The sequence below is a fragment of the Desulfosporosinus metallidurans genome (assembly GCF_001936615.1).
Taxonomy (GTDB): Bacteria; Bacillota; Desulfitobacteriia; order Desulfitobacteriales; family Desulfitobacteriaceae; genus Desulfosporosinus; species Desulfosporosinus metallidurans.
Genome location: NZ_MLBF01000043.1, coordinates 1 through 26,283 on the forward strand (window position 1 = coordinate 1; position 26,283 = coordinate 26,283).

At 42.2% G+C, this 26,283-nt stretch carries 29 protein-coding genes and 3 pseudogenes; 11 read left to right on the top strand and 21 right to left on the bottom strand.

Annotated elements, in window-relative coordinates; genetic code table 11:
- The 7 genes and pseudogenes from DSOL_RS19315 to tnpA all read right to left on the bottom strand — a co-directional run.
- Positions 1 to 403: tyrosine-type recombinase/integrase (locus DSOL_RS19315; protein ID WP_170871565.1), on the bottom strand; the 403-nt coding region annotated here is incomplete at its 3' end.
- Entirely contained in the window at positions 364 to 744 is a 381-nt protein-coding gene (locus DSOL_RS19320; protein WP_075366443.1) for a hypothetical protein, read from the bottom strand. The genes DSOL_RS19315 and DSOL_RS19320, both read right to left, overlap by 40 nt.
- The gene (locus DSOL_RS19325; RefSeq protein WP_345788407.1) at positions 741 to 1,727 is read right to left on the bottom strand and encodes a tyrosine-type recombinase/integrase; all 987 of its coding nucleotides are present in this window, start codon (positions 1,725 to 1,727) and stop codon (positions 741 to 743) included. Before DSOL_RS19325 ends, DSOL_RS19320 begins: the two co-directional genes overlap by 4 nt.
- Before the next feature lie 323 nt (positions 1,728 to 2,050).
- Positions 2,051 to 2,779 (bottom strand): IS66 family transposase, encoded by a 729-nt coding sequence (gene tnpC / locus DSOL_RS19330; RefSeq protein ID WP_075366445.1) that lies wholly within the window; start codon positions 2,777 to 2,779, stop codon positions 2,051 to 2,053.
- 3 nt (positions 2,780 to 2,782) lie between these two features.
- Entirely contained in the window at positions 2,783 to 3,367 is a 585-nt protein-coding gene (locus DSOL_RS19335) for an IS66 family transposase zinc-finger binding domain-containing protein (protein ID WP_075366446.1), read from the bottom strand.
- 238 nt (positions 3,368 to 3,605) lie between these two features.
- Positions 3,606 to 3,962 (bottom strand): annotated as a pseudogene (gene tnpB / locus DSOL_RS29610) (IS66 family insertion sequence element accessory protein TnpB).
- Between the two features lie 82 nt (positions 3,963 to 4,044).
- Positions 4,045 to 4,266, bottom strand: coding sequence for an IS66 family insertion sequence element accessory protein TnpA (gene tnpA / locus DSOL_RS19350; RefSeq protein ID WP_075366448.1), 222 nt, complete (start codon positions 4,264 to 4,266; stop codon positions 4,045 to 4,047).
- Positions 4,267 to 4,400: 134 nt separating this feature from the next.
- On the opposite strand from tnpA, the gene DSOL_RS19360 reads away from it, so the two are divergent.
- Positions 4,401 to 5,956, top strand: a protein-coding gene (locus tag DSOL_RS19360) for an IS3 family transposase (RefSeq protein WP_248283516.1) whose coding sequence is annotated in 2 segments (ribosomal slippage) — positions 4,401 to 4,877 and positions 4,880 to 5,956 — 1,554 coding nt in all. Because the reading frame shifts where the segments join, the coding sequence is not laid out codon by codon here.
- 230 nt (positions 5,957 to 6,186) lie between these two features.
- Here DSOL_RS19360 and DSOL_RS29075 read toward each other — a convergent pair.
- From DSOL_RS29075 to DSOL_RS29080, 3 genes are read right to left on the bottom strand one after another with little or no spacing between them, the layout of a single operon-like run.
- The gene (locus DSOL_RS29075; RefSeq protein WP_075366450.1) at positions 6,187 to 6,666 is read right to left on the bottom strand and encodes an EAL domain-containing protein; all 480 of its coding nucleotides are present in this window, start codon (positions 6,664 to 6,666) and stop codon (positions 6,187 to 6,189) included.
- Positions 6,667 to 6,690: 24 nt separating this feature from the next.
- Positions 6,691 to 6,786 carry a hypothetical protein gene (locus tag DSOL_RS30145; RefSeq protein ID WP_427854435.1) on the bottom strand — a complete coding sequence of 32 codons (96 nt, stop codon included), beginning with the start codon at positions 6,784 to 6,786 and terminating at the stop codon, positions 6,691 to 6,693.
- A gap of 20 nt (positions 6,787 to 6,806) precedes the next feature.
- Complete coding sequence (locus tag DSOL_RS29080) at positions 6,807 to 7,319, bottom strand: PAS domain S-box protein (RefSeq protein WP_075366451.1); 513 nt, start codon at positions 7,317 to 7,319, stop codon at positions 6,807 to 6,809.
- Positions 7,320 to 7,363: 44 nt separating this feature from the next.
- Between DSOL_RS29080 and DSOL_RS19380 the strand changes: the two genes are divergently transcribed.
- From DSOL_RS19380 to DSOL_RS19390, 3 genes and pseudogenes are all read left to right on the top strand, one after another.
- Positions 7,364 to 8,107, top strand: coding sequence for an ABC transporter ATP-binding protein (locus DSOL_RS19380; RefSeq protein ID WP_075366452.1), 744 nt, complete (start codon positions 7,364 to 7,366; stop codon positions 8,105 to 8,107).
- A pseudogene (locus DSOL_RS19385) lies at positions 8,107 to 9,326 on the top strand (ABC transporter permease). The gene DSOL_RS19380 and the pseudogene DSOL_RS19385 overlap by 1 nt, the downstream one beginning before the upstream one ends.
- Positions 9,327 to 10,074: 748 nt before the next feature.
- Positions 10,075 to 10,194 (top strand): DUF4023 domain-containing protein, encoded by a 120-nt coding sequence (locus tag DSOL_RS19390; protein WP_075366453.1) that lies wholly within the window; start codon positions 10,075 to 10,077, stop codon positions 10,192 to 10,194.
- 56 nt (positions 10,195 to 10,250) lie between these two features.
- On the opposite strand, the gene guaA is transcribed toward DSOL_RS19390, so the two are convergent.
- From guaA to DSOL_RS19415, 5 genes are all read right to left on the bottom strand, one after another.
- A complete protein-coding gene (gene guaA, locus DSOL_RS19395) occupies positions 10,251 to 11,783 on the bottom strand; it encodes a glutamine-hydrolyzing GMP synthase (protein WP_075366454.1) in 1,533 nt (510 codons plus the stop codon).
- Positions 11,784 to 11,877: 94 nt separating this feature from the next.
- Positions 11,878 to 12,420, bottom strand: coding sequence for a hypoxanthine phosphoribosyltransferase (gene hpt, locus DSOL_RS19400; RefSeq protein ID WP_075366455.1), 543 nt, complete (start codon positions 12,418 to 12,420; stop codon positions 11,878 to 11,880).
- 122 nt (positions 12,421 to 12,542) lie between these two features.
- The gene (locus tag DSOL_RS19405) at positions 12,543 to 13,205 is read right to left on the bottom strand and encodes a LolA-like protein (protein ID WP_075366456.1); all 663 of its coding nucleotides are present in this window, start codon (positions 13,203 to 13,205) and stop codon (positions 12,543 to 12,545) included.
- Between the two features lie 70 nt (positions 13,206 to 13,275).
- Positions 13,276 to 13,638, bottom strand: coding sequence for a hypothetical protein (locus DSOL_RS19410; protein ID WP_075366457.1), 363 nt, complete (start codon positions 13,636 to 13,638; stop codon positions 13,276 to 13,278).
- Between the two features lie 693 nt (positions 13,639 to 14,331).
- Positions 14,332 to 15,540 carry an HD-GYP domain-containing protein gene (locus DSOL_RS19415; RefSeq protein WP_075366458.1) on the bottom strand — a complete coding sequence of 403 codons (1,209 nt, stop codon included), beginning with the start codon at positions 15,538 to 15,540 and terminating at the stop codon, positions 14,332 to 14,334.
- A 454-nt stretch (positions 15,541 to 15,994) separates the two neighbouring features.
- Between DSOL_RS19415 and DSOL_RS19420 the strand changes: the two genes are divergently transcribed.
- The 3 genes from DSOL_RS19420 (at position 15,995) to DSOL_RS19430 (ending at position 17,785) form a co-directional block, all read left to right on the top strand.
- Positions 15,995 to 16,612 (top strand): DUF1638 domain-containing protein, encoded by a 618-nt coding sequence (locus tag DSOL_RS19420; protein ID WP_075366459.1) that lies wholly within the window; start codon positions 15,995 to 15,997, stop codon positions 16,610 to 16,612.
- A gap of 43 nt (positions 16,613 to 16,655) precedes the next feature.
- A complete protein-coding gene (locus DSOL_RS19425) occupies positions 16,656 to 16,967 on the top strand; it encodes a pyridoxamine 5'-phosphate oxidase family protein (protein ID WP_075366460.1) in 312 nt (103 codons plus the stop codon).
- 131 nt (positions 16,968 to 17,098) lie between these two features.
- Positions 17,099 to 17,785: a Crp/Fnr family transcriptional regulator gene (locus tag DSOL_RS19430; protein ID WP_075366461.1), complete on the top strand. Its 687-nt coding sequence runs from the start codon at positions 17,099 to 17,101 to the stop codon at positions 17,783 to 17,785.
- Positions 17,786 to 18,039: 254 nt separating this feature from the next.
- Here the strand turns inward: DSOL_RS19430 and DSOL_RS19435 are convergent, their stop codons facing one another.
- The gene (locus tag DSOL_RS19435) at positions 18,040 to 18,795 is read right to left on the bottom strand and encodes a class I SAM-dependent methyltransferase (protein ID WP_075366462.1); all 756 of its coding nucleotides are present in this window, start codon (positions 18,793 to 18,795) and stop codon (positions 18,040 to 18,042) included.
- A 146-nt stretch (positions 18,796 to 18,941) separates the two neighbouring features.
- Between DSOL_RS19435 and DSOL_RS19440 the strand changes: the two genes are divergently transcribed.
- Positions 18,942 to 19,475, top strand: coding sequence for a hypothetical protein (locus DSOL_RS19440; RefSeq protein ID WP_075366463.1), 534 nt, complete (start codon positions 18,942 to 18,944; stop codon positions 19,473 to 19,475).
- Positions 19,476 to 19,953: 478 nt separating this feature from the next.
- On the opposite strand, the gene DSOL_RS19445 is transcribed toward DSOL_RS19440, so the two are convergent.
- Positions 19,954 to 20,160 carry a hypothetical protein gene (locus DSOL_RS19445; protein WP_075366464.1) on the bottom strand — a complete coding sequence of 69 codons (207 nt, stop codon included), beginning with the start codon at positions 20,158 to 20,160 and terminating at the stop codon, positions 19,954 to 19,956.
- A 76-nt stretch (positions 20,161 to 20,236) separates the two neighbouring features.
- Positions 20,237 to 21,178 (bottom strand): L-lactate dehydrogenase, encoded by a 942-nt coding sequence (locus DSOL_RS19450; protein ID WP_075366465.1) that lies wholly within the window; start codon positions 21,176 to 21,178, stop codon positions 20,237 to 20,239.
- Positions 21,179 to 21,745: 567 nt separating this feature from the next.
- Here DSOL_RS19450 and DSOL_RS19455 point away from each other — a divergent pair.
- Together DSOL_RS19455 and DSOL_RS28460 are read left to right on the top strand one after the other, a co-directional pair.
- Positions 21,746 to 21,952: a hypothetical protein gene (locus DSOL_RS19455; RefSeq protein ID WP_075366466.1), complete on the top strand. Its 207-nt coding sequence runs from the start codon at positions 21,746 to 21,748 to the stop codon at positions 21,950 to 21,952.
- Positions 21,953 to 21,954: 2 nt separating this feature from the next.
- Positions 21,955 to 22,158, top strand: coding sequence for a hypothetical protein (locus DSOL_RS28460; RefSeq protein ID WP_207649648.1), 204 nt, complete (start codon positions 21,955 to 21,957; stop codon positions 22,156 to 22,158).
- 65 nt (positions 22,159 to 22,223) lie between these two features.
- Here DSOL_RS28460 and DSOL_RS19465 read toward each other — a convergent pair whose 3' ends face one another.
- Together DSOL_RS19465 and DSOL_RS19470 are read right to left on the bottom strand one after the other, a co-directional pair.
- Positions 22,224 to 22,571 carry a hypothetical protein gene (locus DSOL_RS19465; protein WP_139314539.1) on the bottom strand — a complete coding sequence of 116 codons (348 nt, stop codon included), beginning with the start codon at positions 22,569 to 22,571 and terminating at the stop codon, positions 22,224 to 22,226.
- Between the two features lie 170 nt (positions 22,572 to 22,741).
- The gene (locus tag DSOL_RS19470; RefSeq protein WP_075366468.1) at positions 22,742 to 23,164 is read right to left on the bottom strand and encodes a GNAT family N-acetyltransferase; all 423 of its coding nucleotides are present in this window, start codon (positions 23,162 to 23,164) and stop codon (positions 22,742 to 22,744) included.
- Positions 23,165 to 24,028: 864 nt separating this feature from the next.
- Between DSOL_RS19470 and DSOL_RS19480 the strand changes: the two genes are divergently transcribed.
- Positions 24,029 to 24,583, top strand: a complete 555-nt coding sequence (locus tag DSOL_RS19480; RefSeq protein WP_075366470.1) for a TVP38/TMEM64 family protein — start codon at positions 24,029 to 24,031, stop codon at positions 24,581 to 24,583.
- 238 nt (positions 24,584 to 24,821) lie between these two features.
- Here the strand turns inward: DSOL_RS19480 and DSOL_RS19485 are convergent.
- Positions 24,822 to 26,038, bottom strand: a pseudogene (locus tag DSOL_RS19485) (ABC transporter permease).
- Positions 26,039 to 26,283 lie beyond the last annotated feature (245 nt).

Consider the following 26,283-nt stretch of genomic DNA (forward strand, 5'->3'; position numbering starts at 1 on the left):
GAATATCGTATAATCTGGGTGGTCTGCGGTTCCAATGCCCATGTTCAGGCAAGAGACTATTCCTTGTTAGCTGTAATGAGTATTCAAAGTTCCTAAGGACAAGGGGTTTGCCACTTGTCATAATAAAAAAGTGGCTATTGGTATAGTTGTTTCGCAAAGCATCGCGCTTATTCTGGTAATCGCGCAATTTAGCTATCACCGTATCGTGAATCGGAAGACATCGGTGCTTGTAAAACTTGGTTTCCCGAACATGAATTAAGCCAAGATCAAGATCAACATCTGAATCTAAAAGATTACAGGCTTCTGAGGGTCTTATTCCCGTAGCCCACATCAGACCGATTGCGGTCGGGATTGTAAGGCGTCTCAACCCGTCAGGGGAATGGAGACGTGCAGACTCATCCATAATGATCGAGATTTCTTCTTGAATATATAAGGATTAATTCGTCCGTGACACTTTTTCAAAAGCCCTTTCGGTGGGACTTGTGCATTAGGATCAAATATGCTGATGTACTTGGCAAAGGTGCGCACGGTTTCCAAGCGCCTTGACATATACCACAGGGTGTAATTCGGTTTTAGCGTAACCCATTTGAAGGCAACGTCTGCTGTTAACGATCCGTTGTGCCCTATTGCTACCGTATATGCTGCAAATCGCCGCAGTTCTTCGGATTCAATCTTGATTTTATAGCCAAGAGCTTGCTTGTAGTTGATATAGTCTTCGACTTGCGCGGAGATGAGGTTGCTCATACAATCACCTCCGGCCATTTTCCTGCCACAAAAGAAAGCTCGGGAAAATTTATCTTCGTATAAATCATGGTTGTTTCAATTGTTTCATGTCCAAGGATATCTGCAATTGTCTTGATATCGGTACCCGATGAAATCATGTCTTTGGCAACAGTATGCCGAAACATATGAGTCCCGGTAAAATGCCGTAATCCAGCCCGAACAGCCGCGCGCCGCATCGTATCCCGAACCTGTGAAGTACCCATTGGGAATCCAGCTGATTTCTTAAATCTCACAAATAGAGTACGTTCTTTAGTATTTGGTCTTGCTTTAAGCAGATAGTTTACTATTGACTGGCCAGCTTTCAGACTTAGTGGGAGCTTTCTTTCTGAGTGATTTTTTGTTTTGTGCACACATACTGTACCATTCTGCCAGTCGAAATCATCTAGGCTAAGGTTGGCAACCTCCACACATCTTAAACCGAGATCGGAAAAACATCGATTGCGTAATCGCGTAGGCCAATCTCTGAATTTAGGTTGTATGTCGATAGAAATGTTTTTATCTTCCGCGGACAAATACTTTGGAACTTGCATTCTTTTCCACACTGGCGGCGTCATGGGTAATTTCAATATTTCATCAGCATTGAATCCGTCCTCGAATTCGAGAAACCGGAGGTAGTTTCTGATCCTTACCAATATTGTCTTACGACTTGCCGGACTTAAGTGCCTTAGCTCTTTCATAAGAAAATTTCTGACTTGATCCGGTGAGATTTTATTCCCATTCGCAATTGCATTCTCTATTGAGCAAAAACATAAAAATTGGCGGACCGTATTGTAGTGACTAATTAGGGTTGTTTCGCTTAAAGAGGCCACTTCTTTAAGATATGTATGGAATCTCGTGAGTTCGGCCTCAATAAGTTCATTGGCTTCATAAATCCTGGGTATTATGCGTTTGTTGAAGTGCTTTCCAGTTGTAAAGTGATAGTATGCATGAAGTGCAGCTTGTATTGTCCCAAAAGTTGAAGTTAGAGGTAAGCCCGCCGTATATCATACAATTAACTTTCTGAGTTGCTCTTCATCGGAAAGAAGGTGTGTTGAGTTGAAGGAGTTAAGAAAGCAGGATACCCGACTTGTATAGACTTCAACAACCCATTTGGTATAATTGTTTGTCATCAGGTGATTCTCAAAGTCTGACAAACTTGATGTGTCATACTTTTTGCGGCACATAATATCTACTCCTTTTTGCTTTATATAGTAGCAAAAAAGGATGATAGATGTTATGTGCCGAATATCTGAACAGAACCTACCAGAAAAGACTCCTTAAACCTGATTCAGCACATAACCAAACTCGGCACATAATTTCGGCCGATTGTAAACGGACGTATACTTCGTTCGACCAAATTATTAGTTAGCTCTAAGCGGCCGTCTAAAAGGATGTTTTCAAAGTACGGCCACTGATTCAGCGCATAGTTCACAGCCTCATAAGCGTGGGATTTGGGGACTGTAAGGGGCTTTGTCTCTTTAAGCCACAACAAAAAGGCATCCATCGCCGGTTTTAACAGGGCGAGGCGCTTTCTCTGACGCTCTTCGGGTTCGGCATCTTTGTATTTCTTTTCAATATGGAACAGGTGATCACAGTACTCCTGTCCCTTGAAGCAAACCGTCTTCTTTTGCTCCTCCGGATTCAGTGCTTTAATGGCGTCCGTGAATTTGCGTTTTATATGGGCAAGGCATCCAACTACCGTGATTCCAGGACCCAGACGATGGTAGACTTCGTAGCCATCTGAATGCAAGTAACCGGAATAGTCCTTAAGGAACTCCTTAGCCGATTCTGAAGCCCGGCTTTCGTGAAATTCATAATAGACAATTGGCTCGTCATGCGCTCCGCTGCAGTAAACCCACATATAGCATTTCTTCTTGGATTCCCTGCCATCCTGTTGCACAACTTTGGTCCAGGTTTCATCAGCATGTAAGACGTCCTTGCTCAGTAGGGTACTTCTCATATGGGTATAGATCCTTGAAAAGTATTCCTCCGAACATTGGAGTATCCAGTTGCTCATGTTCTACCTGGAGATACGGACGCTGTCCATCCGGTCAAACTCACGCTCGATCCGGGCGAGGGGCATCGCATTGGTATATTTACTGTTGATGATGCCGGCGATCAGCTCCGGTGTGGCGAAGCTTCCGGGAATCGGTAAGTTGGGCATGTCGGCACGAACGAAGGGGATTTTATCGCCTTCGCTTTGGGCCTTTTCACACACACGGCAGGTATAGACATGACGGCGGTGTTCCTCGACTTCGAAATGGGCCGGTACAAGCTTTAGTGTCCTCGTAACTTCAACCTTCATATCGTGCAGAGAACTGTCACACACCGGACAGACTTGCTGTTCTGCCGGAAGCTCATGTTCAATGACGGTAACCTTCAAATCTTTGAAGTCTTGTTCGCGTTTACCCTTTTGTTTGGGTTTTCTGGGGGTCCTCTCTGTCGCCTCTTCGAAGGTCGGTTCTGGCTCCCCCTGTCGGGCAGTGGCTTCAGCTTCGTTGAATAAGGAGAGTTGATCCAAGCCCTCAGGATAGGGTACAGAATCACCGCTGGTACCGTACTTCTTTTGAGTATTCAAACGGATCATCTCGATGAGACGATTCATGTTCTGAGTCAGCTCGGCAATGGCCTTTTCCTATCTTTCGCAGAGCGCAGCCAGTTCTGACTGTGACATTTCCCTGTAATTCAGTTGTGGTTTTTGAGGTGATTTTATCTCGTCATTCATATTCTCATTATATAAGAGTATAGCGTAAATTCACAGGATAATAGCGGTAAAAAGCCTTAAAATAGGTGGAAATAGGGCGATTTCGTTAAGTTTATTTAGGTTTTTTTTGCAGATGCGATTAAAGAATAATCCGCTGCTTAACAGGCTTATGTGCGGATGGCTGATCCATAGATAAACCATCCAAAAGCCATCTAAACTGAGGTTCGGAAACCTCAAGGACCTGCTTGTTTTCGTAAAACTTCCAGCGAAAGACGCCGCGGCTCAATTTGCGGTAGTACAACCACTAACCATTATTGGACCAATGAAGGATTTTACATTTGTCACAGGCTCGGTTACAGAACACGTAAAGACAGTTTTCGAAAGGATCCATTTGTAACTGTGTCTGGACCAATGTAGCGAGACCTTCGATGCTTTTTCGCATATCGCAAGGTTTGCAGGAAAGAAATATTCTGAGGCCGACAGCGTTCAGGCTCATAAGGGACGAAGAGCAGCAATGGCCTCACGCAGAGTCTCCGCTTGAAAGCCTGAAATACAGCTCGATGGAAACCGTCCCAATCTTAACAATGATCGGAACTTCCTTGACGGAGGGTTGCTTCAACTTCAATAAAGGCTTCTTGTTTAAGGTCAGCTTTGTCTTCGCGGTTGCACTTAGTCAACCAGTATCGGAGTGTATTGATGCTTAGGTTGTTTTCTGAGCACCATGCAGCAGCCGTTTGGCCGGAAGCACGGTAAGCGTTTACCTGCTGGCGTCTGATCTTGGACTGCTCGTCAAGAGTCATGGATAATTCCTCCTCAATTAGTCTTGAGGTTATTATCCCAGTTCTAAACAGGTATTGCTATCCCCCTGTGTTACGATAGTTGACGTAGAGACTTAGGAAAAGTATCCTTGAAGGAACACAGGAGGGAAAACGGCATGAGATATCCAAAAGAGTTAAAAAGTTCTATTATTGCGAAGATGTTACCGCCAAACAACCAGTCCCTTAGTCTGATTCAGCAGGAGACAGGCGTCCCAGAGGGGACTTTGAAGTTGTGGCGGAAGGAAATACGGGGAAAGGGATTTGCAGCCCCTGCTGGTGAGCAGCAAAGTGAGCAGTGGAGCACACGCGACAAGTTTCTCATCGTGATTGAGACATCCACTCTCAGTGAGATCGAACTAGCAGAATACTGCCGCAAGAAAGGCTTGTATGTTGAGCAGGTTAAGTCCTGGCAGGACAACTGCATACAGGCGAACGGCGGTGTGGCCCAGGAACTAGCCACTTCACAACGGCGAGAAAAAGAAACCGAAAAAGAACTAAAGCGAGTAAAGAAGGAACTCCAGCGGAAAGAGTCAGCACTAGCTGAAACAGCAGCCCTGTTAGTTCTAAGAAAAAACATCAATGCGATTTGGGGACCAAAGGACGAGGAAGTCTAACCAGCACTGCGAATCGCGACATAATTATTAAGCTGGTAGAAGAAGCAGTAACAAGCAGAGCACGCCAACAGATGGCTTGTGAAGAAATTGGCATATCGGTACGAACATTACAACGTTGGTGTAAGGATGGAGCCCCTAAATCCGATCAGCGACCCTTGGCAAAGCGCCCTGAACCGGCGAATAAACTCACGGAAGCAGAATGCAACCAACCTGAATTTCAAAGTTTGCCACCCAGTCAGATTGTCCCGATTCTTGCGGATCAAGGTATCTACATCGCCTCTGAATCAACCTTCTATCGAGTCATGCACGAAGCGGGTGAACAGAATCATCGTGGTCGTTGCAAGGCACCCTCCAGCAAGCCTAAATCCACGCATTGCGCTACCGAACCCAATCGCTTATGGTCTTGGGATATTACATATTTGCCGGGCCCTGTTCGAGGACTCTACTTCTATTTATATCTCATCCTAGACATCTTTAGCAGGGACATTGTCGGATGGGAAGTCTGGGTCGAAGAATCAGCAGAAAACGCTAGCCAACTCATTCGGAGGGCGGTCATGGCTCAGAATATAACCAGACAAGAAAGCCCTTTAGTCCTGCATTCCGATAATGGAAGCCCGATGAAAGGCGCATCCATGCTGGAAACACTCTATCAATTAGGTATTACGCCTTCTAGGAGCCGCCCGAGGGTTAGTAATGACAATCCTTATTCGGAGTCTATTTTCAAGACCTGCAAATACCGTCCAAGCTATCCAATGGGAGGATTTGCAACGATTAATGATGCCAGGACATGGGTCAAGGAATTTGTCCATTGGTACAACTACAACCATCACCATAGCGGTATCAAATTCCTCACGCCACACCAGCGTCACAGTGGCCAGGGAGAAGAGATACTTAAGAAACGGCACCCGCTCTATGAGGCTGCAAAAGCTCGTCATCCGGAACGTTGGACACGTCAAACAAGGGACTGGTCCTTGCCCAATGAAGTATGGCTTAATCCAGAGAAATCTCAGGTTGAGGATCAAGTGAGTCTAAAACGGATGCGTCAAAGTTCTATTTAATGAAGTAATGAGTTAAGTGTCAGGGTGCCACGCGGGATACCGCAGGCTGAAGGCCGAGGATATGCGCGCTGTCATCCCAGTGACACTAGCGAACAAGTAAGCTGAAGGACCGAAGGGACTTTTTGATCCGCAGATCACAAAAGTTCCTTCTGGCAAGCGACGAGCGTCCGGGCTTGTTTCGTCGTGATTAACACATTAGTAAATAAAGTAATTTTGGTCAAATGCGACAACTATCTTGACAATGCAATTCTTACACCAAATTCTTTTAAATTTCTAAGTTCATTGGCAACACTATCATAATTATTAATAAAACTACTCTCTGTTACTTCCAATTCAAGACTTGTTGGCTTTAACCCAGAAGATTTGATCGCCTTCATAACAATTTCGCCAAATTCCTTTTGCCTAAATTGGATGGGGGAAATATTCACCGCCATAACTAAGTCACAATCATGTTTATCTTCAAACTTTCTACAAGTAAGAATTGCAGTGTTTAAAACCCACTCGCCGATCTGGATAATCAGGCCTGTTTCTTCGGCTATAGGTATTAATTCCATAGGATTCAAAAAACCCATTTCAGGATTATTCCATCGTATTAATGCTTCAAAGCCACGGAGTTTCCCTGTAACGGTATATTGCGGTTGATAATGCAAAACAAATTCATTTCTATTTATTGCTTTCCTTAATAATCTTTCAATATTTGATTTTTTCAAGAGAATTCAATGTTTCATCTTAAATCAAAAAATTCGTATCGATTTTTCCCGAGCCGTGTCTTTTCCGTCTATACATTTTAGTAATCTTGTTGACGTTTCGATTAAAAGAATATCCCCCATGGCATGTCCTAGAGTGTCATTTACTGCTTTAAAGTTGTCAAAATAAGGATTACTATGATCACTTGAGTTGCTTTCTTTTTTGATAATTTAATTGCATTTTCCAACCGTTCTAAGAAACGAGCCCTTCTGGATAGATCTGTTATATCGTCGTAATAAGCCATATGTTTTATTGTTTTTTCGTTTTCTATAATAGTTGTTATATCCTGATTTGTGCCTATTACTCCAATAATCTCTTTTCTTAGATCAAATAAAGGTGATAGAGTCACATCATAATAGCCAACAACACCACTTCCAACTTTTCTTTCATATCTATAAGTAAAAGAATTAACTTTACCATTATTAATAACACTTGAAAATGCATTATTCCATTCTTTGATATAACCAGAATCTATTTGGACATCATTTATAGTCTTTCCGATAATTATCTCTTTTGGCAAACCTACGACTTCACAAAACTTTTCATTGATTGTAGTAAAAGTTCCATTCAAATCACAACTAAAAATTACATCATGGGAATTGTTCAGGCGGAACAAGCGGTTCCGGTGGCCGGACTCAAAATTAGGACGTGGGTGAGTTGATGATTACTCTCAAAAATATCGTCAAAGTCTATAAAACGGGTGATCTCGAGTTAAAAGCGCTAGACGGCGTGAATCTGACGGTGAAAGAAGGAGAATTTGTGACTATCATGGGCCCTTCCGGCTCGGGCAAGTCGACCATGATGAATATTCTCGGCTGTTTAGATACGGCTTCCTCCGGCGATTTCATATTGGATGACTTAAATATTAACCAAGCCAGCGAGGATGAATTAGCGGAAATACGCAACCGCAAAATCGGTTTCGTCTTCCAGAGTTTCAATCTTTTATCCCGAACAACGGCTTTAGAAAATGTAGAATTACCCATGCTTTATAACGGCGTAAACGCTCGGGAAAGACGGGCCAAAGCCTTGAATGCTTTGACAGGCGTGGGGCTATCCGAGCGTATCCACCATAAACCCAATGAACTATCCGGGGGGCAACAGCAGAGAGTAGCTATTGCCCGCTCCCTGGTCAACAACCCGGTGATCATTATGGCCGATGAGCCAACTGGTAATCTCGACAGTAAGTCCAGTGTGGAAATAATGAGTGTCTTTCAACAGCTCAACACCATGGGAATTACCATTATCTTAGTTACGCATGAACCGGATATTGCTCAGCACAGCAATCGCATTATCCATTTTAAGGATGGACTTATTGATCGAGATGAGATGGTTGAGGATAGAAGCATGGCCGAAGGTGAGCGTCTAAAACTAGACTTCCATAGGAGAACGGAGGTGGCCAGCTAATGAATTTTATTGAGAATGTTAGGATTGCTATGCGCGGCCTGAAGTCTAATAAACTCCGCTCAATTCTCACGATGTTGGGAATCATTATCGGTGTGGGAGCTGTCATCATCATGGTCGCCATCGAACAAGGAGCGAAGGCTTCAGTAGCTGGACAGATTCAAGGGTTGGGCTCCAACTTACTCATTGTATCCCCGGGTCAGTCCAACACAGGTGGGCTCAAAGGTGGAATTGGAAGTCTAACCAATATGACCATGGATGACGTAAATACGATTAAAAGCGGAGCGGATGCGGTGGCCAATGTAGCACCCTCGACCAGCAAACAGGTTCAGGTTGTTTTGGGGAGCCAAAATACCAGTACGCAGGTGATCGGTACAACACCTTCTTACGCTGATACGCGTTATCAGCAAGCAGACATTGGACGATTTTTCACGGATCAAGATGTCCTAAATAATGCGCAGGTTGCTGTGGTAGGTACTTCTGTCGTGCAAAACTTACTTGGTAATGCTAATGCCAACTTTTAGGCCAAACCATAAATATCAATCAGGTCCCTTTCGAAGTCATTGGAATCTTACAAAGTAAGGGTTCAAGTGGGACGAGCAATAACGATGACCAAATCTTGGTGCCGATCTCCTCTGCTCAGACCCGGCTTATTGGTTCTAAAAGTATCCGAACGATCTATGTCGAAGCTAAAAGCTCCAATTTAATGGAAACGGCTAGCGCAGAAATTACCCAAATTCTAAGGCAGCAGCATGGCCTTAGCTTTGGCGCAGCTAATGACTTTACCGTTACCAGTCAATCCGATATTCTATCAACCGCCGAGGGTGTATCCCAATCGTTAACCCTCTTACTCAGTGGAGTGGCGGCGATCTCCCTCTTGGTTGGGGGAATCGGAATTATGAACATTATGTTGGTTTCTGTAACGGAGCGTACTAGAGAAATAGGGATTCGTAAAGCTATTGGGGCAAAGCAAAAAGCTATTATGTTTCAGTTCTTGATTGAAGCAGTCATCTTAAGTATGCTTGGCGGCATCATGGGCATTTTGTTCGGGGCAGGTGGTTCGGCATTATTGAATAAATTTGCTGGCATGACTACCCAAATGTCAACGTCTCCAGTGATCATGGCGTTTGCCTTTTCCGTTGCAATCGGGATAGTTTTCGGACTATTTCCAGCCCAGAAAGCAGCCAAATTACACCCAATTGATGCTCTACGCTATGAATAGGCAAACCTTTAAGAGCCTTGCACCACTTGCGAAGTGTCTGAAAAGCTCTTGTTTATCCATAGGGCTTTTGCCTATTCGAGTTATTTTAAAGAGTCTAAAACCTGTTGATAGATATCCTGTGGATTGAATGTGCCCCGAGTCTGCTGACCACCAGCTCCGCCTTGGGGGTTAGTGCCATTTTTGTTGTTCCCATTTGAGTTGTTCGAGTTGTTTTGGTTATTTGAGTTCTGGTTATTCCCCTTAGCAGGTCTCTGTGTAGCTGTAGCTAAATAGCTTTTTTGTTGGTCGGTAAGAACAGCGTTAATTGCGTCTGCCTTTTATTCCTGTCGCCCTTTCGCCAAACCCACACTTCCTATCAAGCTATTTCTAAGAATACAACTAAACTTTAATAAGGATGTGATAGGCGCCTTAAGATTTTATTAAGATTGATACGCTTGGACAGGATTTTTGTTATGAGCAGAGAATATTTCAAATCGACAAGTGGTTTTTAGTATAAAGTAACAGAAAGAGAGAGTGACATAATATGCTTTCGATAATTGCTGGACTCGCCTTGAGCGCCCAAATGTAACCCGTTGGTTCAGATATTTGGATCCCACTGTATAACATCAAAAGACACCCTGCTAAGGTGTCTTTTCGTTATCCTAGGGAATTTGTCACTCACATGAAAATAATTAATTCAGCATAAGCATGTTTTCAAGGACGTATGGTTAAAGTAACAACAAGGTTCCATAATCGAGGAGGGTAATCGATGGATAAATTGGATAAATTGCACGATACACAGGAGAAAGCCGAACAAAATAAGAAGCATCGAGGTAAAGGGAATCCAAGCAAAAATTTACCCAATAAGCAGCACGGTACTAATAAATAACCCTTCACGAAACCATGATCTTGACGATCATGGTCCTTTTTATGCCCATTTCCCCCTTACTCCCATTCAATCGTCCCAGGAGGTTTGGAGGTAATATCATAGACGACGCGGTTGACCCCTTGCACTTCGTTGACAATCCTCGAAGATATACTTTGCAGGAGTTCATACGGAAGCCTTGCCCAATCAGCCGTCATGGCATCTTCGCTGGTGACCGCTCTCAGGATGATGGGATACTCATAAGTACGCCCATCTCCCATCACGCCCACGCTTTTAATGGAAGGGAGGACGGCAAAACTTTGCCACAAATCACGATACATTCCCGAACGACGAATTTCTTCCAAAATGATAGCATCCGCTTCCCGCAAAATGTCCAGCTTCTCACGGGTCACTTCTCCTAGAATTCGAATAGCCAGTCCCGGCCCCGGGAACGGTTGACGCCAGACTATCTCTTCACTCATCCCCAGTTGAATTCCGAGTTCTCGCACTTCATCTTTAAAAAGCATCCTCAAGGGTTCGATCAATTCAAATTCTATATCGTCCGGCAAACCCCCGACATTGTGATGACTCTTAATCGTTTCCGCAGTTTCCGTCCCGCTCTCCACAATATCGGGATAAAGTGTCCCTTGGACCAAGAAATCAACCTTTCCAAGTTTTAACGCCTCAACTTCAAAGACGCGAATAAACTCATTGCCGATCGCTTTGCGTTTCGCCTCAGGGTCGGATACCCCTTCGAGCTTTTGCATAAACCGTTCATGGACATCTACAAACACTAAATTAAGTTGAAATTGCTCTGTGAAGATCTTTTTAACCTGCTCTGCCTCATTTTTACGCATGAATCCATGATCAACAAAGACACAGGTCAATTGATTCCCTATTGCCCGATGCACCAAGGCTGCTGCTACAGATGAATCGACTCCTCCGCTTAAAGCACATAAAACATGCCCCTTGCCGACCTTGGCTTGAATCTCAGCGATTTGCAACTCGATAAAGGACTCCATCGTCCAGTCCCCAACGCAACCACAAATATCGTAAAGGAACTTTTCTAATATGGCTTGTCCATCCGGGGTATGTTTTACTTCCGGATGAAATTGAACACCATAAAAATGACGTCCAACATCCATCATTGCTGCAACCGGGGTATGTCCGGTATGAGCAGCGACCTTAAAGCCCTCGGGTAACGTCTTCAAAGAATCACCATGACTCATCCAACACGGACGTTCTCCACTCAAGCCTTCCCATAGACCAGTTGCATCATCAACCGAAAGGATTGCATTTCCATATTCACTGGCTTCTGGATGTTCTACAGTTCCACCTAATTGTTGGGCCATTAGTTGCATTCCATAGCAAATTCCCAGAATAGGAATCCCCAAGTTATAAATCTCAGGATCCACTTTGGGTGCATTCGCCTGATTGACACTTGCCGGGCCACCCGAAAAGATAATGCCCTTGGGCTGACGAGCCCGAATCTCCTCAACGGAAGTCTTATAAGAAATCATTTCAGAATACACATGCGCCTCACGCACACGGCGAGCTATTAATTGGTTATACTGTCCTCCAAAATCTAAAACCAAAACGACTTCCTGTGTCACGTTTTATCATCACCATTTCCTATAAAATTCAAAAATAAACCCTTACGATCCTTCATGCAGCCGTGTGCGAACAGGCTAAGACACTTCCTCCCGATTAGTTCACCTCATAGGCTTCTTGCTTTAAGATCCCAACATAGGGTAAATTCCGGTACTCTTCGTTGAAGTCGAGACCATATCCCACCACAAATTCATCCGGAATCGAAAACCCATTGTAATCTGGAAAGACTTCAACTTGTCGTCGGGCAGCTTTGTCAAGTAGAGTAACTACCTTTACGCTTAAAGGATTCCGTGCTCTCAAGTTCTCTTTTAAGTATTTTAACGTCAACCCTGTATCCACGATATCCTCAGTAACCAAAATGTGAACATCTTCAACACTTCGTTCTAAGTCCTTGAGGATTCGCACAACGCCAGAAGATTGAGTTGACATTCCATAGCTCGACAACGCCATAAAATCATAGGCGAGAGGCAATTTGATCTCTCGTATGAGATCAGCCATAAACGGAACGGCCCCTTTTAGAATTCCCAAAACCAAGATTTTCTTTCCTTCGTAATCTCGGGTAATTTCTGCGCCCAATTCAGCTACACGTTTTTTTAATTCTTCCGGGGAAATTAAAACTCTTGCAATATATTCTTCCACTATGGACACCTCCGCTAATCAACATATGTCAAAACTATATCAGAGGAATGTCGAATGTGCAAATAAATTTAGGGGCAGGAATAGCCCCACTACTGGGTATATCCCTGCCCCGTTTACACGCCCTAAATGTCCGGTGTTTGTATAGTCATCTTCTTTCCAATATCCTTAAACTCAAGTGTCATCGTCATGGGGTCGGACTTAGCTTTATTTTTCGCTTCAATTGTGGCTTTTACGAGCATTTTGTCAGATTTACGAATATAAAGCGTATACTGGAAATCGGTCCAAAATACCTCCATCATTTGATTCTGCACACTAGGTTTTAATTGACACACCCATACTCTGTCTCCATTCACTTTCTCCTGACCGCTAAGCATCACCTCCCCAAGCTCTTTCATTTGTAGCGATGACAGGGGGTTGAGCTCCGCCAGAAAGACCTCCTGTGCCGCTGGAGCATTAGCAAACCTAATCCACCTCTTACTAAAAGGATCTTTACTATAGGTAGAATCTCCGATTTTGATCATCTCTACTTCGCTTCCCGTCATCTGCCCTAAGACTCGTGAGTTTTCTCCTTCTTTTTCTCCCTGAATCTTAGTGAGAACCCGATCTTTTCCCTCAACCCATTGATGCTGGGTCAAACTGTAGCGAAAAGAGGTCGCTGAGTTCAATCGTTCTATGCCGTGTGTAACTAAATTCGTGGGGTCTGGCTGCCAAAAAAGGCGTCCAACAAGTCCCCCCAACAACACGATACTGATTCCGATGAGTAACCCTAATCCTCTTTTCTTCATCACATGCCCCCCTGGCGGAGTTCTTACCTTACTAATATGATGACTAAGCTTGCTCTATTCCACTTACGGGCTAAACATAGGCCATCCCGCTTATCATCAGAGGAATATTGATGGTGAGCGGCTTAGTAGCCTTTGGGCCAATGGTCACTCGCATATCGATGCTGGCGCTTTCCGGAAGCGATAATTTTGACATAATTGAGGTAGAAAACATTAACATATCATAGCCGGGAAAATGCTTGGGAGATCCTAATGGTCGATTGATGGTCTTTCCGTCTTGAGCTCGCATGTTAAATTCAATCATGTTTAGAGTCGACATTCGTTTTAGTGAAGTGATGATCTCCGCAATATTTTGGGAATATTTGTCTGAAAGTAACCTGGCAATCGTATAATTACTGATTTTATTCACGTAATAATGAAACATAGGTTTAAACATCGGTAATCCAAAAATAAGTGGTAAAAGCTATCGATTAATATGCAATCGAAAGGGAGCACCACACAGGGCGTAACCTTGGGTGCATTTGTGGGTATCATTGAGCAATACGTTTCGATTACCAATAGTGCTTGCATTTGGCCTCTTGACTTTTGCGATTTTTGCACCTTGGTTTGGACCTTTTCAGCTTCTTATCATTAATAACCTCCTTGTAAGGGAAAACAATTAGGTTCATCTATATAATTACAGCTGCTTCATACAGCGCCCTCTTCGCAAATGTTCTTAAAAACCTTGGTATTTTTGAGTGGCCTTATGAAAGGGTCATCATACCATTTTGCATCTATCTAGCATGGCACTCAATATCTACGTGGGGATATTTGAAATTAAATCTGGAATAGAATTTATTGGCACTTTTTTGACATTGTTAGACTTCGCCTTTTGATAGATTTGCCGCCTTTATTCTTGCAAACTAATACCCATCCGTCATATAGTTTTGTCTGTAAAGCTGGCCAAGCATTCATCGATAATTCTTCAATATTTGTAATCATATTTAAACCTCATTTCCGTGCTCTTCGTGTGCATTATTCCACCGTCACGCCCGCTCCGGCTGAACAACTCACCCTCCCAACGTTGAAATCAGCGCGGGAGGGGTACATTCGGAAGAACTAATATGTACCACAATACTTCCATTACGGTTCAAAGATTCAAGAAAACAGAATTTACATCACCAACGATATCGGTATCCAGTTGTCCAACTTCTGCCATGCTCTTTAAAATTTCCATAGCTTTATTATGATCCATAGGTTTTCTATAGGGTCTTTCTTCTCTAAGAGCCTGATAAATGTCTAAACAGGCTATTAACCGTGAATTAAAATCAAGATCTTTGGCAATCAATCCTTCCGGATACCCTGAACCATCCAATTTTTCATGATGATTGGAAGCCCACTTTGTAATTTCTTCAAACCCATTAATTTTTTGCAAACTAAGACTAGTTATTTTTGGATGCTTCTTTATTTCTTCAAATTCTTGTTTGGATAATTTTCCCGGCTTATCTAATAAATTATTACTAATGGCTAGCTTACCAAGATCATGCAAATCCGTTGCAATCAATAATTTTAATGTCATTATAGTGTCCATCTTATAAAATTCGGCCATTTTCTTAAGTTTCTCTGAAAGACCTGAAGAATGTGTTTGAGTATACTTAGATTTAGCATCGATTATTTTTGATAAGGTCTTTGTTATCGTGTGTATTTCATTATAATTTAGCTCATTGCTAAAAATAGGTGTAACTTTTTTTAAGTTATCATCTATGTTCTTGTCAGAAAAAGCTTCCCAAAATTCATGCTGATTAGCAATATTTAAAAACACATCTGATAATAAAGGGGAAAAAAATGTATTTCTATGTTCATTAACAAACGCAGTAACTATTTCTTGATTAAAAGCGCTTCTCAGATCAAAGGCCAAGTCCAATGTATCTGAAAGGGCAATAATTTGGGCCAAAAGAGGAATTTCATCTTCTGATAATCCGAAAAAGCCGGAGCCATCATATTTTTCATGATGATATCTAATGATATTTTGTGGACTTGTCAAGAAGGGGAAATCTCTAAGATTATCCTCTCCTATTATGCAATGTTCCTTTTTACTTTCTAAGAGATTAATTTTTTCTTTGGCCGTACCCTTTAAATTATCATGCAGAATTTTCATACTTGCTCCATTGTCATGCATTATAGCCAATGAAGCCAAATCAAATATTTCTTCATTAGTTAATTGAAGTTCATGAGCGATTTTCACGGAGATAAAGGCTATCCTTTTAGAATGATTTGTAGCCATTCCAAATATATCAATTTCAATAGTGTCTAATGTATTCGCTACGGCTCCTAAAAATTCATTTAAGTTAAAGTCCATTCCTGCATCTCCCTACGGTTCTAATCGTTTTTGTTAAATCAACCCCAGTATTTGTTATATCTGAAGTTTACAATATCAAAATTACTATTATCTAAAACCATTTTAAGTGCCTGCATAATACTTTTGCTAATGTTGTAGTACCAGAGCCTGATGCCCCTAATATATGTATTCTATTAATCAAACACTATCTCCTTTTTCGATCTTGTCCAAATCAACAGCAAGCAAAAAGCTTTACTAACTACGTTTTCCCGACACATCCCAACCGCTGAAATTCAGGCTGTTTTATGGGTTCGAAACTTCAATACTACCATATATGATTTCACCAATTTTTCGATTTTTGTTAAATATCTAACATTTTACTTTTTAGCCCTATGTTAAGATTGAATAAGACAGTTAAGTTGTTAGCTCCAATAACTTGAGGTATAACGTAGCTCAGAGAGGAGGTGATATCAATATGGAGGTGCGCATAGTCGCCTGTGGCATCTTCCAACTGGAGCTTGAGCGAGTACTAGAGGAAATAAGGGCGGAATGGGCATCTGATGCCGAGTTCAAAGTTACCTATACAGCACCAGCTTTGCATGTAAACTATGAGAAGCTAAAAGATGGCATCATCGAGTCTCTAAATATTGCGACCGAAGAAAAGTTAGTACTCTTTTTCGGCTCTATGTGCCATCCTGAGATCAGCGATATTACGGAAAAATATCAAGTTATCAAGTTACAACCCAGGAATTGTATTGAATTGATTTTAGGTAAGGAAAAACTGGAGGAGATAGAAAAATCGGTTAAGGTCTTTTACCTTACTCAAGGATGGTTGCAGAACTGGCGGGAAATTTTCAAGCAGGGACAGGGCTGGGACGAGATTGACGCAAGGCAGAATTTTGGTTTCTACGATAAGATTTTGCTTCTGGACACCGGTGTTTCTGAGTTCAATGATGAGGATATTCTAGAGTTTTTCGAATATACACAGGTGCCAATCGAAATTGAGAGCGTTGAGCTGGCAGTTTTCAAAAAGAATGTGGCTGAAACGTTAAAGAAAGCATTAACAAAAAAGGCCCCTACTTTCATTGGTTAAATTTCGTTACATACTCAACAAAACGTTTAAGGAGTGAATTTGTATGGTTATAACTCAAGAAATTAAAGATGTGGTATCAAAGGCTCCGTTTATTCCCATCACCACTGTTTCCACCCATGGAGAGCCGCACATGATCGTGGTGGGCAAAGTGGCGGAAATAAGAGAAGGGGACATACTAGGGTTTGGTATCTACAAGATGGAGGTTACCCAGCAAAACATCAAAAACAACGGAATGATGCAGGTTGTAATAGCAACGATGGAAGGTGGCCCGAAAGGCTTCAGGCTTACAGGCAAGGCATGTATAGAAGAGAAACTGGTTTTGTTTAAGGCAGAAAAGGTAGAGGTGCTCCTGTAGAATCTTCTGAAAAAATAATAATCCCGCCCATAACAGGCGGGATTATTATTTTTCAGTTTTTATAGTGGTGTTGGACCATTTTTTGATACACTCTATTTATAGGAACCGTTGATACAGGAGGAGGAAAAAGTATGAAACGTTGCATCATCTGTCTTCAGGAATTGGACCTATTTCAAGGGCTAGAACGAGAGCAATTTGCTAACTTGTGTCAATGTACAAAGAGAAAGAGATTGTCCAAGGGACACTACCTCTTCCATCAAGGAGAAACAACAAGCACCATATACCTGATAAAATCGGGTAAGCTGAAACTTGTACAAACTGCCCTGGATGGCCATGAAACAATTCTGGATGTATGCGGCCCCGGTGAGGTCCTTGGTGAAATGTCCTTATATCAGGAACAAAATGAAAACTCAAGCGCCATAGCCATGGAAGAGGTTCGCATCTGTTGTTTCAGCAAACTTCAATTTGAGTCGTTAATAAAACAAGATCCTTCGTTTGCCATGAGGATTATTAGCTACTTAGGACAAAAGCGTTATGAAACCATGTTGAAGCCAAGTAAGGAGGCCGGACTAACTGTTAAAGAGAGATTGTTGCGACTTTTTTATCGTTTAGCCGAACAATATGGACGAAAAACGCCAACCTCGACGTTGATAGATCTGAAAATTACCCAGCAGGAATTAGCTGATATGATTGGCTCTTCGCGCGTAATGGTCATTCAGGCACTTAAAGAGTTGAAAGCGGCTAATATAATCGACCGAGAAAAAAGATATTTTGTCTTGAAAGATGACCCTTGCATCAGTGTTCATACGTTTAATTAAATGTACCTAGAATACTGTATGAATGCAAACTTTCTATATAAACATTCATGAACCTTTAATGGTTCATGAATAGCATGAAAATGTCATAAGAGTATTCAATGGCATCTATGATTTTCGATTTCTCTAATAGGCGGGTTTGTTAACCGTTCTTTTTGTGGTGGTTTGACCAGACTTTACACCGGCTGGGTCTAGCGGGGCAGAATGTGGGAGCTGGCAAGATGGGCAGGGAATACGCTGTTGCGATGTGCCTATCCTCAATTTTTGGTTGCTAAAATCTCATAACGATATGTGGTTATGTAATCATCCCCGAAAGGATAGCGGATTTTACACTCTGCAGACAGGCTGTTGAGTATTCGAAATATTTCTTCTCTACTATTTTGGTCAGTTCCCATCCTGTCGAACCACCGTGGCAATTCATACTGTTCTTTAAACATAGATGTGTGATCTATTGTCAAAGGTAGTTCCTTTAATAACTGATGCCATAATCGTGGCGAATAAGAACACTGATGTGAACTATCTCTTAATAACTCAATACGATTAATTTCTTTCTCCGTTTCCTCCCCATCAATAACCGAACAATCGAGAATGTAAAATTTACCCCCAGGCTTTAATACTCTACACATTTCCTGAAGGGCCCTATTCACATCGAAGAAATGATGGACCGCAAACCTTGATGCAACGATGTCAAATTGACAGTCTGAAATGTTCAAGTTGTGTACGTCTTCCGCCCTAAACGTAATATTGCTTATGCCCGCTTGACTTGACCCCGTTTTCGCCTCTGCCAACATCTCTGGAGTAATATCAATTGCAACTACCTGGTTCGCGCATTTGGCTAACGCAATAGCAGTATGCCCTCCTCCTGTCGCAACGTCTAAAGCAGAAGCGTCTGAACGAGGCTTTATAAGATTAATCATTCTTTCCAGATCTGTTGGATTACCGTGAGTAGAACTTAATCTGTAATCCGAAGCTCTTTGCCCAAAGTTCTTCCGAACCTCATTCTGATTGCTCATTCTATTTCCCTCCTCAAATTAGGCAGACAGAAATTTAATTGCCAACGAGCATAATGATGGAACACTTTTTCCTTTAATACCCACGGTTATGTTCGCTTATTTTATCAAAAAATAAATACGAAAAATAGTTTGGAGGAGGAATTGACTTGGCAAAAATCAAGGATAGAAATACCTTAGCAATTGTATCAGGGTTCATTGGTTTAGCAGGGCTAATGTCTGTTGACATACTCTCTCATAGCGCAAGTATCTCTAAGAGGTCATATAGGGAGGCTTCAGCAGGAATTTTTGTCTCAAAAAGTGAAGCGAGGAGTTTGAGAGGACAAATCCTTGGTGTAATAATGAATTCTGCTGTGAGCATTTTAGGAGCTAAATATATAATCAATGACATGTCGAAAAATGGGCGGGATAAAATTATACCAAAAGGAATATTAGCAGGAATTACCATTGGAGCAATAGCTACAGTCATTCCAAATGTTGTTCCCAAGAATAGCGTTAAGCCTAAAGATGCAGCTAGCAACCTATCTTACGTTTTCAGTAACATAGTTTATGGGTTGCTTACTACTTTCTCAGCAACTAAATTGGGGCATGATTCACTTTTCGACGCCCCACCTCAAAACGATTACTTGAAGCCGACTGAGCAAACAAGTGAGCAAATGAAATTAGCCAATGCTGCGTGCTAAGTTTAACTATTTGTTACTCAACTTTAGCTGCTACAATCAGTAAGATAAACCCTGATATAGGCGGGGTTATAACCCACAATTAAGTAAAATAAGAACTGCCAGGTTCCTGGCAGTCTTATTTTCGCTTTGTTTGTAACACGACATTATCAATTCGACACATCACAATGCTTACAACAGTAATACCAACATTGTATTTCCATTTCCAAGTATGAGGTTAAATGATTGGTCATTATCCTTCAAATAATTCTTAAGGGAATCATGCACGAACGGAAGCAATCTGATTTTTCAACATCTTTAAACTCAATTTAATTGTATCACAGACAAGCAATTCAGCGCCACCTTCGAGTAGCAAAGGTTCATTTTTGGTGTTCATAGTCTAAACGCTTATACCCTCCAAGCTTGTTTTTGCCCAAAGTCCGATTTTCTCTCATTTTCACTATTTTGCTATGGTGTCCATTTCCGGTTTTTCTCGTTCAGGTTATACCTTGTACTTGAACAAATATCTTCTATCTAGGGTTAAATAGCTAATCTGCGCCAGTGGAACGTTGTCGTCTTTGCCTGGCACAAATAGTCTTTCGTGTAGCCCGTCGTCAACTACTTTTTTACCAGTGATTCTGATAACTTCACCAACCATTCCCCAGTACCAATATCCCTTGTTTGAACAGCTTTTAATTTTTGCTTTCACTAATGATTCTCCTTTTGAATGAGCGTTGATTTAGCCAATAGCGTAATTTGATCGAGTCAGCGTAATTCTACTTAAATTAAACTTGACGAACAGATTCTTGGAGAGTCTGAACTGATTTTAAAAACTGTTCATTTTCTGCATCATCCATACTCAGCGGCAAGCGCTGGAGAATACCTTCTTTGCCAAGGACGCTTGGTACACTAAGGGCAACTTCTAGCTCTTTATATTGATCATCAAGCAAGGCGGAAACTGTTAAGACGCTTCGTTCATCGTGCAAAATAGCCCGCAAGATCCGCGTACAACTTAGACCTATACCATAATAGGTTGCCCCCTTACGATTAATTATTTCATATGCTGCTTTTCGTACTTCAGCCGTAACTTGTTTCCGGTAATCCGCTCCGCATAACCCACTACATTCCCGGCAAAGCAAACTGATTGGAGTTCCCGCCACGCTGACCGAACTAAATAATGGCACCTCTGAATCGCCATGTTCACCTACTACATAAGCATGAATATTCCCAGGGCTTAGTTGGCAGTGCTTACTGAGAATATAACGGAAACGGGCTGTATCCAAAACTGTTCCCGAACCGATCACACGGTGTGCCTTAAGTTCCGGATACGTTCTCGCAATAGTCGTCAGGACATCCACTGGATTTGTCACTAGCAGAAAAATGGCTTTCTGTTCTACCTGTAATACTTGATTTAAGATTAAACGCAGTATCTCAACATTTTGCTGGGCTAGTTCCATACGAGTTTGTCCAGGCTTTTGGTGGGACCCGGCAGTGATCACAATGACATTAGCCCCTCGACAATCCCCGTATTGGCCCGCCCGTATCTCCATCGGACTAGTGTAAGGGAGGCCATGGCTTAAATCCATGACCTCTCCTTCTGCTTTATCTTGATTACTGTCGATAAGAACAAGTTCCGTACACAATCCTTGGATTAAAGTTGCATAGGCAATACTTGAACCAACAAATCCGCTACCAATAATTACGACTTTACTGGGATTTATGTTCAATTCAAAACCCCCTTTTTGGGGATTATAATCTCCCGAGCAGTAATGTATTATTCACTAGATAAGGTAGTGCTAGGGTCAACATCCCTTCTGGGTTTCACTACTCATGTATAATCTATTTTACCCTATTCGGGGTATAAAAGAGGCCCCCACCGTTTTTGGGTGAGAGCGAAACAAAAGGAGAGATGTGTAATTAAGAATTATTATGCCCGAGATTTGGTTATTATACGGAGATGAAAAGACAAAACCTACCAGCTTACAGACTCACTATTAGGATATAATAGAATTAGAATGGTAGCTGAGGCTTCTTGAAGAAATACCACCGCCAACTTACAAGAAGTTATCCGTTCCATTTATTTGATGACACCCTATATACAGTTAATGTGGCTCCTTGCTCATTCTTGAAAATCGCAAGGGGAAATTCAGGCGGTGTCCCTTCAGAAGGGAGAATTGTTGGATCAGCCGTAAAGATCTCACCGAGCGCATTGTGGATTGCTATTGCAGCTTCAAATCCAACAAATCAACACCAGCACATAATAACATTCATCACACAAAGAGAAGATGAGCAAAATGAAACGGATCAAAATTGGAATCGCACTCATTACAATGTTCGGTCTATTATTAGGTACAGCCAGTGTCGCAAGCGCTAAAACCGTTTCCCGAGTCAATCATACGAAAGTATCCCAAAGCACAACCAAGAGCACACACCATCAGGCAAAAACTCAAGCCTCTAAGAAGTCAGTCCATAAGTCGGCTAAGTCATTGGTAAAGAGGTAAGAATGATGTTTAAAACTACTCCTAAGTCCAAAAATCAGCAAAGTCGCTGCCGCTGCCGTTGTCCCTTGAGGTGCGGATTGGAAGAGATCATGGAACGGCTTGGACACGCCGACGATGAGATCACCAGAAGAGTCTATTTGCATGTTACAAAGACAATGAAAAAAGAGGCTTCCCAAAAGTTCAGCGAACTAATGAAAAGCCTCTAATTTTTTAAAGTGAAATGTGGTCATGATAGGGGTGCTATGTTACAAGATCCCTGATACCAACTGTTTCAGGACAACCTTACATCATGCCGCCCAATTAGTTTTGACTGAAACATCTTTGCTAATAAGCCAATTGCTCTCGGATAATCATCAATGATGGCAAACAACATCGCCTTTTTACGTTTCTTTGGATTGAGTGGGTCTGGCAAATAAAGGGTATGTTGAAAATCTGCCTGCCACATGAGATGAACATCCTCCACTTCAAAGCGTCGATGCCCCCTGGACGATTCCATCGCCTGCAAGAGTTCCTGGCGGCTGACACCTGCCTTGCGTAAGTGCCGGGATAAGGTACTTGACGCAAGGGTTCCCTCGGAGGCCATAGCGCTATGTTCTAATAAGTAGATGATCTGCTCCACACTACGCTCGGGTCGTTCACGGCGTAGCTCAATCGCTTTTTGTAAAACGGGAGATGGTGTTCCATCACAAAGTTAGGAAGTAACGAGGTCGATCTCCCACACTTGATACATTTAAACCGGAAGATGGAACTGCAAGCACGGAGGCGAGGGGCGGAAGGAACTTAGGTGCGTTACCTTTTTGGTCTTTGGTTTCTTATTTCCATCCAATCTAATGGACGGGAAATAGATTTAAAACCGACTTTACTGTAAACTCCATGGGCATCTTTTGTTATTAATAACCATTGGTAAACATCTTTTAATTCGTTATGAGAAAGGATGTAATTTATCATTTTCTGACCGATTCCTTTTTTTCTATAGTTTTCATCTACATACACGTCAAGAATATATGCAAATCTTGTTTTATCAGAAATTACTCTTGCATATCCAACCTGACGTTTATCCTGTATAAACGCACCAACAACCAAAGCAGAATTAATTGCCCCCTTCTTTACCTCATCAATCTTAATTCCAGGACACCAAAAAGCATTTGAAAGCATTTTCGTTACTTTTTCAAAATCCATTTCTTCTATTCCGTCTTTAATAATTTCTTCCATATACCTTCCTCCTCGACTACTACAATAATCCACAACTCGATCTCGCGGTAATGCGTCCGATTTCAGCGTCATAATAGGGATACCAGTCATCCGTCACATATCCCCACGCCCCAAGTTTGGCTAGACTTTACCCCGGCGGGGGTAAAATGTGCGATTTGGCAGGATGGACTAGGATTACGCTGTGAAAATTGTGGCGCAAAATTAGAGGCTACCACCGATGGCTACCTTCTATAAATGGTTTAGTCTTATTTATTATCAGCAAACTTTTTATAGCCTTGTAATGACTGCGCAGCGTAGTTAGAAAAACCGCCCTTGCCTTCAATTGCCTTGAAATTACCAATGCGGGCTCGTAATCATGCGGTTTTAGCAGGTCAACTTTACATAATTACTTTCTTGTCATAATTCTATTGAGACAAACTACGGTCTCGACGTGCTACGTCCACAGCAATATCACTACTAACACAGAGGAGTTTGGTCAGAGACTTCCCCCAGTGGGAGCTTGCGGGTGGGGTAGTAACAGAAAGCGGAATAAAGGGAAGCAAAAGTTATACTGTAACATTATATCACGTAAAATCTCCATCAGGTGGAGAAGTGTTCTTGGCCTTTAAGGACGATAAACTTATTAATAAAATGGAGGTCAACTTACAGTAGCAAGGTAGTTTTACCCTACGCTGGTATTCCAAAGGCTTGTTGACCCTTCTACATAGAACGCATCTTAATTGTTCGGTTGCTTTTTTTAAATAAAAAGCAAGTCCTTCGCCTATCTTAGAATCTTCTGACGACGAATACTTACCAAGGTATGCAAACGTCCATGGTTGGATAAACTTTAAGAATCTGGAATGAATATTTCAAAGGAGTCTGAGCATGAACTATAAAGTTACCAAGGAAACTTTATGCACATTGGATACCTTAGGAAATTGGTGGTCAGTGGTTCTTTTTGTCATAGGGATATTAATAATCGTTGCTTTTCTGTACATAGACCGTGGTCAAGCAGTTTCCAATATTATACTCTCCGCGGGGTGGCTGGGGATTGTGACAGCTATTTTTCTTATTACTCTTTTTAGTATGACACCTATCCCCACGGAAAGCTTAACGATTATGTGTTTAAAGTCTTATGGGATTGGTTGGGGAATTTTTTACTCTTGGGTTGGCTCTACACTAAGTTCAGTAGCAATTTTTTTGTTGGTGCGAAGTATTAGAGAACCAATATTACAACTAGTAATTTCTCAGGAACGTTTTGCCGCTCCGGTACATCATCCAAAAGCACCGCAAATCTCAACCAAGATTACGCATCACCCAACAAAGAGCCACGTCTCTAAAAAGTCAGTTCATAAGACAGTTAAGACCATTAAATCAGTTAAGACGGCCAAGTTGGCAAAAACTAAGCCGAAAGCAAAGCAATCTACTGTCCATGCCTAATACCACAAAAGGGGCTGTCCCAGAAATCTTCCGGGACAGCCCCTTACTTTACTCCATTTTTAAACGTATAAAAGTAGTCTTTCGTATCGCAATACCCTAACACAAAACCCTTGAACTTTCCTCATTTTCCTAAATCGTCAGACTTTGTACCTTCCAACCAACTCACTCAGTTTACCAGCCAGTTGTACCTTACTAAAATGCGTTTATGTAGTTGATGCAACGCTAAAAGCTAATAAACTTACTCGTACCTTAAGGCATCAATTGGATCCATTGCGGCGGCTTTTCTCGCCGGGAAGACCCCGAAGACGATGCCGATCGCGGCCGAGAAGCCGAAGGCAACCAACACGGAATTCAGGGAAATACTGGTATTCATCGATAAGGCCTTTCCTGCAAGATTAGAACCCACATAACCGAGGGCAATGCCAATCCCCCTCCCAAGGCACTGAGCACGATCGCCTCGATAAGGAACTGCAACAGAATATCCATGCCTTTAGCCCCGATCGCTTTTCGAATTCCGATTTCCCGTGTTCGTTCTGTGACCGAAACAAGCATGATATTCATGATTCCAATTCCGCCAACCAGCAAGGAAATGCCCGCAATTCCGCCAAGGAGCATGGTCAAAGTTTGGGTTACTCCTTGCATGGTTGCTAACATATCGGCCTGATTCTGAACCCTGAAATCGTCCGCTTTGCCCGCCTGGATTTTATGGGCTTTTTCCATCGCTAACGTAATCTCATCTTGAGCCGTTTGCATAAGGTCCGCTGAAGAAGCCGATACCAAAATATTACGCAACGTCTTTTTACCGAGTAATCGCGCCTGAACGGTTGTGATCGGAGCTGTAATCATATCGTCACTACTCTGAAACCCGGTTGACCCTGTGGCCGTTGTTACCCCAATAACTTGAAAAGGTACGTTTTTTATTTTAATGACTTGCCCAATGATTGAAGCATTCGCATCTCCCATAAGGTTTTCCACAACAGTCGGGCCGAGTACAGCAACTCTTGCGTTGCTCTCCACATCTGCTTTTGTAATAAAGCGGCCACTGGCCATAGTAACATTTTTAATGACTTCATAACTCTCTGTTGTCCCACTTATTTGCGTGCTGGTGTTTCCAGAACCCAAGACCACTTGAAAGTCGTTATCCGTAAACGGGGCTACAGCTTTCACGGCTGTTCCAATTTTTATCTTGTCTGCATCATCAATGCTTAGGGTGTTTGAACTGCCAACCCCTCCTTTAACCCCTCCTGAATTCGACTGCCCCGAGGTAATCGTAAGAAGGTTCGAGCCCATGCCCTGAATCCGGGCAGTGATTGAAGCGGTTGCTCCATTCCCGATTCCGACCATGGCAATGACAGCTGCTACTCCGATAATAATACCGAGCATTGTCAATGCTGATCGTAGTTTGTTCGCTCGTAAAGCCCTGAGAGACACCCGGATACTTTCAAAAAAGTTCACTTTCTACTCCCTCCTTAATGACCTGTGCTTGGCTTTAGGTGCCTGGCAATCAAGTTACGTCTTTGCATTTATTTTTAGATTCATTGGCTTGTTGCTAAACTTTCTTTATGGGATACCAGGTGGATGCATATAACACTAATGTAAAAAAGGCAATACTGGTGCCTCTATCTGTAATTATTTCCGACCCTTAGTCCCCTCTCTATATCACTTATACCCAATACTTTAACATTTTTTTCTTAAAAACA

Excerpts from the sequence above, each read along its gene's own strand:
- DSOL_RS19320 (WP_075366443.1), bottom strand. The coding sequence starts at position 744 with ATGAGCAACCTCATCTCCGCGCAAGTCGAAGACTATATCAACTACAAG.
- tnpC (WP_075366445.1), bottom strand. The coding sequence starts at position 2,779 with ATGAGCAACTGGATACTCCAATGTTCGGAGGAATACTTTTCAAGGATC.
- DSOL_RS19335 (WP_075366446.1), bottom strand. The coding sequence starts at position 3,367 with ATGAATCGTCTCATCGAGATGATCCGTTTGAATACTCAAAAGAAGTAC.
- tnpA (WP_075366448.1), bottom strand. The coding sequence starts at position 4,266 with ATGACTCTTGACGAGCAGTCCAAGATCAGACGCCAGCAGGTAAACGCT.
- DSOL_RS30145 (WP_427854435.1), bottom strand. The coding sequence starts at position 6,786 with ATGGGGGATATTCTTTTAATCGAAACGTCAACAAGATTACTAAAATGT.
- DSOL_RS19380 (WP_075366452.1), top strand. The coding sequence starts at position 7,364 with ATGATTACTCTCAAAAATATCGTCAAAGTCTATAAAACGGGTGATCTC.
- DSOL_RS19390 (WP_075366453.1), top strand. The coding sequence starts at position 10,075 with ATGGATAAATTGGATAAATTGCACGATACACAGGAGAAAGCCGAACAA.
- DSOL_RS19405 (WP_075366456.1), bottom strand. The coding sequence starts at position 13,205 with ATGAAGAAAAGAGGATTAGGGTTACTCATCGGAATCAGTATCGTGTTG.
- DSOL_RS19410 (WP_075366457.1), bottom strand. The coding sequence starts at position 13,638 with ATGTTTAAACCTATGTTTCATTATTACGTGAATAAAATCAGTAATTAT.
- DSOL_RS19415 (WP_075366458.1), bottom strand. The coding sequence starts at position 15,540 with ATGGACTTTAACTTAAATGAATTTTTAGGAGCCGTAGCGAATACATTA.
- DSOL_RS19420 (WP_075366459.1), top strand. The coding sequence starts at position 15,995 with ATGGAGGTGCGCATAGTCGCCTGTGGCATCTTCCAACTGGAGCTTGAG.
- DSOL_RS19425 (WP_075366460.1), top strand. The coding sequence starts at position 16,656 with ATGGTTATAACTCAAGAAATTAAAGATGTGGTATCAAAGGCTCCGTTT.
- DSOL_RS19430 (WP_075366461.1), top strand. The coding sequence starts at position 17,099 with ATGAAACGTTGCATCATCTGTCTTCAGGAATTGGACCTATTTCAAGGG.
- DSOL_RS19435 (WP_075366462.1), bottom strand. The coding sequence starts at position 18,795 with ATGAGCAATCAGAATGAGGTTCGGAAGAACTTTGGGCAAAGAGCTTCG.
- DSOL_RS19455 (WP_075366466.1), top strand. The coding sequence starts at position 21,746 with ATGAAACGGATCAAAATTGGAATCGCACTCATTACAATGTTCGGTCTA.
- DSOL_RS28460 (WP_207649648.1), top strand. The coding sequence starts at position 21,955 with ATGATGTTTAAAACTACTCCTAAGTCCAAAAATCAGCAAAGTCGCTGC.
- DSOL_RS19470 (WP_075366468.1), bottom strand. The coding sequence starts at position 23,164 with ATGGAAGAAATTATTAAAGACGGAATAGAAGAAATGGATTTTGAAAAA.
- DSOL_RS19480 (WP_075366470.1), top strand. The coding sequence starts at position 24,029 with ATGAACTATAAAGTTACCAAGGAAACTTTATGCACATTGGATACCTTA.